5 protein-coding genes are annotated in these 4,578 nt (G+C 49.7%); all 5 read right to left on the bottom strand.

Translation table 11 applies throughout. The annotated features are described in order from the left end of the window. Window positions 1–401: hypothetical protein (locus tag ACUU1M_RS18865; RefSeq protein ID WP_449144737.1), on the bottom strand; the 401-nt coding region annotated here is incomplete at its 3' end. 206 nt (window positions 402–607) lie between these two features. Next, complete coding sequence (gene ihfB / locus ACUU1M_RS18860; RefSeq protein WP_000167336.1) at window positions 608–892, bottom strand: integration host factor subunit beta; 285 nt, start codon at window positions 890–892, stop codon at window positions 608–610. A gap of 159 nt (window positions 893–1,051) precedes the next feature. Then, a complete protein-coding gene (gene rpsA, locus ACUU1M_RS18855; RefSeq protein ID WP_000140327.1) occupies window positions 1,052–2,725 on the bottom strand; it encodes a 30S ribosomal protein S1 in 1,674 nt (557 codons plus the stop codon). Window positions 2,726–2,835: 110 nt separating this feature from the next. Further along, window positions 2,836–3,519: a (d)CMP kinase gene (cmk, locus tag ACUU1M_RS18850; protein WP_000123997.1), complete on the bottom strand. Its 684-nt coding sequence runs from the start codon at window positions 3,517–3,519 to the stop codon at window positions 2,836–2,838. Window positions 3,520–3,691: 172 nt separating this feature from the next. Then, the gene (gene ycaL / locus ACUU1M_RS18845) at window positions 3,692–4,456 is read right to left on the bottom strand and encodes a metallopeptidase YcaL (protein ID WP_005074093.1); all 765 of its coding nucleotides are present in this window, start codon (window positions 4,454–4,456) and stop codon (window positions 3,692–3,694) included. Window positions 4,457–4,578: the final 122 nt, after the last annotated feature.

Here is a 4,578-nt window from a genome sequence, read left to right as displayed (position 1 = left end):
TTGAGTTTCATTGACCATTGTTGTCCAGCACAAACCGCTTGCGGAAGATATTCGCCATACAGCACAAGGCCTGGCGCAGGGAATATACGTCGACCTTGTAGATAAGTAATTTGACCGTAATGAGTGGTCATGCCGTCAGTTGCAGTGATCTCAACAATTGCATCCTGCGTCGCGCCAGTTAAGGTTTCTCCTGCCCACAAAATTTGCTTTGCTGATAATATGCCCCAAACGAAAAACAGCAACGTCAGCGCGATATAACGGACGGTTTTAACAGGGATAAATGCCAGTACGCAGGCGAAGAGAGTCAGAAACGCAAGGGTTAATGTCCCAGGCAATTGGGGCAAAATCAGCAACGGAAAAATTCCGCAAATTATGCATACGCCGACTGTCGTTATTTTCATGCCCCCCTCCCTGTTTATGGAAAGTGTGCAACTTTGTTGAGCGGTTGTCTGGTGGGAATTTTGCGTTCCCCGAGGCACATTCAGAAGAATTTAACGAAAGGGTGAAAACTGCTCAAAACTCTGCGAGGCAGCTTCCAGTTCCTGATTAGAGAATTGAAAAAAGCACCCGACAGGTGCTTTTCTCGCGTTCAAGTTTGAGTAAAAACTTAACCGTAAATATTGGCGCGATCGCGCAGTTCTTTACCAGGTTTAAAGTGAGGAACGTATTTTCCTTCCAGTTCTACTTTATCGCCAGTCTTCGGATTACGTCCGGTACGTGGTGCGCGGTAGTGCAAAGAGAAACTGCCGAAACCGCGGATTTCAATACGCTCGCCCTGCGCAAGAGTCGAGGCCATATGCTCCAGCATCTCTTTTACTGCATCTTCAACCGTCTTGGCGGGAATGTGCGATTGCTGGGTGGCAAGTCTTTCTATCAATTCTGACTTGGTCATGATTCCTCCGGTTCCTTAAAGGCAAATTAAGCGGCTGCTGTTGCTGCATTGATTAAGGGCGGCCGTAGCCGCCCTTAATGCTTGATTACAGGACGAAACCTGCAATCTGTCAAGTAAACTCAACAAACTTCGGAATAAAAATCCCGAAGAGTCAGAGAATTACTCGCCTTTAGCTGCTTTGAAAGCTTCAGCCATTGCGTTGTTGGAGAAGTTTGCATCTTCCTGTTTGTTAACAGTTGCGATTGCATCTTTCTCGTCAGCTTCGTCTTTCGCACGAACAGACAGGCTGATTGCGCGGTTTTTACGATCAACGCCGGTGAATTTAGCTTCAACTTCGTCGCCAACGCTCAGAACCAGGGTAGCGTCTTCAACGCGGTCACGGGATGCTTCAGAAGCACGCAGGTAACCTTCAACGCCGTCAGCCAGTTCTACGGTTGCGCCTTTAGCGTCAACTGCAGTTACTTTACCGGTTACGATAGCGCCTTTCTTGTTCAGAGCAACCCAGTTGTTGAACGGATCTTCTGCGAGCTGTTTAACGCCCAGGGAGATACGTTCACGTTCTGCGTCAACCTGCAGAACAACTGCAGCGATTTCGTCGCCTTTTTTGTATTCACGAACTGCTTCTTCGCCTGCAACGTTCCAGGAGATGTCAGACAGGTGAACCAGGCCGTCGATGCCGCCGTCCAGGCCGATGAAGATACCGAAGTCAGTGATAGACTTGATTTTACCTTCAACACGGTCGCCCTTGTTGTGGGTTTCCGCGAACTGCTGCCACGGGTTAGCTTTGCACTGTTTCAGACCCAGGGAGATACGACGACGTTCTTCGTCGATATCCAGAACCATAACTTCCACTACATCGCCAACGTTAACAACTTTGGACGGGTGGATGTTTTTGTTGGTCCAATCCATTTCGGAAACGTGTACCAGACCTTCAACGCCTTCTTCGATTTCAACGAAGCAGCCGTAGTCAGTCAGGTTGGTCACGCGACCAGTCAGTTTGGTACCTTCCGGATAACGTTTAGCGATAGCTACCCACGGATCTTCGCCCAGCTGTTTCAGGCCCAGGGATACACGGGTACGTTCGCGGTCGAACTTCAGCACTTTAACAGTGATTTCGTCGCCCACGTTGACGATTTCGCTCGGATGCTTAACGCGTTTCCAGGCCATGTCAGTGATGTGCAGCAGGCCGTCAACGCCGCCCAGATCAACGAATGCACCGTAGTCAGTGAGGTTCTTAACGATACCTTTAACTTCCATGCCTTCCTGCAGGTTTTCCAGCAGCTGATCGCGCTCTGCGCTGTTTTCGGATTCGATAACGGCACGACGAGAAACAACAACGTTGTTGCGCTTCTGATCCAGCTTGATTACTTTAAATTCAAGCTCTTTGCCTTCCAGGTGCAGAGTGTCACGCACCGGACGAACGTCTACCAGAGAACCTGGCAGGAACGCACGAATACCGTTCAGCTCAACAGTGAAGCCGCCCTTAACTTTGCCGTTGATAACACCGGTAACAGTTTCAGCATCTTCGTAAGCTTTTTCCAGCGTGATCCAGGCTTCGTGACGTTTAGCTTTCTCACGGGACAGCAGAGTTTCACCGAAGCCGTCTTCTACTGCGTCCAGAGCAACGTCAACTTCGTCACCTACCTGGATTTCCAGCTCGCCCTGGGCGTTTTTGAACTGCTCAGCCGGGATGGCGGACTCAGATTTCAGACCTGCGTCAACCAGTACTACGTCTTTGTCGATAGCAACAACAACGCCACGAACGATAGAACCCGGGCGGGTTTCGATTTCTTTTAAGGACTCTTCAAAGAGTTGAGCAAAAGATTCAGTCATGTTTAATCTTCAGGTTTATATTTAACGTCCACCTGGCTCCATGCCGGATGGGGTTGTTTAACATACCCGCTGTCATTCCATTGCAACGGGGGTACTGCAAATTCGGTCGCTTATGCGAGAGCCAATTTCTGGCGCGCGTATTGTAGCGCTTTTTCAATCACTTGCTCAATGCTTAAGGTGGTGGAATCCAACACTAAAGCATCGGCTGCCGGAACCAGTGGCGCTACCGCTCGGTTACGATCGCGGTCGTCGCGTTCTTTGATCTCGGCCAAAAGGCGCTCGAAGTTAACACTAAAGCCCTTCTCCTGCAACTGTAGCATGCGGCGATGCGCACGTTCTTCCGAGGAGGCGTCAAGGAAAATTTTCACTGGTGCATCAGGGAATACCACCGTTCCCATGTCGCGGCCATCGGCAATCAGACCTGGTAATTCGCGAAACGCGCGTTGGCGACGCAATAATGCTTCACGAACGCGTGGGAATGCCGCGACTTGTGAAGCCGCATTCGCCACTTCCTGAGTACGAATTTCGCCGCTGACATCTTCCCCTTCGAGGATCACTTCCAGATTGCCATTGGTCGACACAAAACGTACATCCAGATGGGATGCCAGCGGTACCAGCGCATCTTCCGACGCAACATCAACATGGTGATGTAATGCCGCCAATGCCAGTACGCGATAAATTGCACCCGAGTCCAGCAGATGCCATTGCAACGCTTCCGCCATAGCCTTACACAAGGTGCCTTTCCCTGCACCGCTTGGGCCATCAATGGTAATAATCGGGGCAATTGCCGTCATCTTTATCTCCTTAAAACAGGCGTACCGTTAACATAACCGCGCGCATTATACGCGCCGACGCCACAAATCGTTAACGTTGTGTGCAAAAACCAGTTTTGTCTGTATTCAGATGGGGATTTATTGCGCAATTATAGCGGGCTGGCAGAAGACCAGCCCGAAAGATGACAATGATTTACTTACCAGAGGCGATACGATCACGGATGTGTTGCGCACGCTCTGTTGATGGTGGGTGAGAGTCAAACATGGACTGGGTGCGACCGCCATCCAGGCTAGCCAGTTTTTCAAAGCTGCCAACCAGCCCCTGGGTGCTGATGCCACGTTTCTTCAACAGATCAAAAGAGAAATCATCTGCTTCGGACTCTTTATCACGGGAGTATTTAGCATTAATAGCGCCTTCTGCGATATCACCCAATTGTGAGCGGGAAAGCTGGGAAGCCACACCGCTGGTAGCTGAAATGGCATCGCGTGCGGCAACGATCGCATAAGAAGCTTTCATTTCAGCCAGCGAGTGACCCAACGCGACGTGGCCCAGTTCATGGCCCAGAACACCTTCAATTTCGTTGTCATTCATCATGTCCATCAGGCCACTGTAGACACGAACACAGCCGTTCGCCATCGCCCATGCGTTGACGTCGCTGGTCATATAAACCTTATAGTTGACCGGCGTGCCATTAATATTGTTACCCAATGCTTTGGCGATTTTTGCCAGACGTTTACCGTACTTGCTGGATTTACTTGCGACTTGATTGCCGCTGTCCATTTCGGCACAGCCCTGATTGGCAATCGCTTTTGCATCGGCATCGCTTAATGTTGCTGCTTTATAGGCATTTAAACCGGAGCTGATAGCCATATTGGTATCAATACCGTGGGTATTTTGACACCCTGTCAGTAATGCTGCAGAGGTCGCAATCGCCAGCAGTAATTTAGCATTCTTCATGTGAATCATCCGTTGATTAATCATATATAAATATTATGTATCAACAACTTACATTGACAAGCGACGCTACCATTAATCAAAATGACTCACAAGGTCCGAAAAAAAACGCCGACAATGTGCCG

The sequence above is a fragment of the Shigella sp. SIG6 genome (assembly GCF_053555815.1).
The sequence above is the reverse complement of the archived record's forward strand: the minus strand, read 5'-3'. Positions and strand labels throughout refer to the sequence as shown.

Excerpts from the sequence above, each read along its gene's own strand:
- ihfB (WP_000167336.1), bottom strand. The coding sequence starts at position 892 with ATGACCAAGTCAGAATTGATAGAAAGACTTGCCACCCAGCAATCGCAC.
- rpsA (WP_000140327.1), bottom strand. The coding sequence starts at position 2,725 with ATGACTGAATCTTTTGCTCAACTCTTTGAAGAGTCCTTAAAAGAAATC.
- cmk (WP_000123997.1), bottom strand. The coding sequence starts at position 3,519 with ATGACGGCAATTGCCCCGATTATTACCATTGATGGCCCAAGCGGTGCA.
- ycaL (WP_005074093.1), bottom strand. The coding sequence starts at position 4,456 with ATGAAGAATGCTAAATTACTGCTGGCGATTGCGACCTCTGCAGCATTA.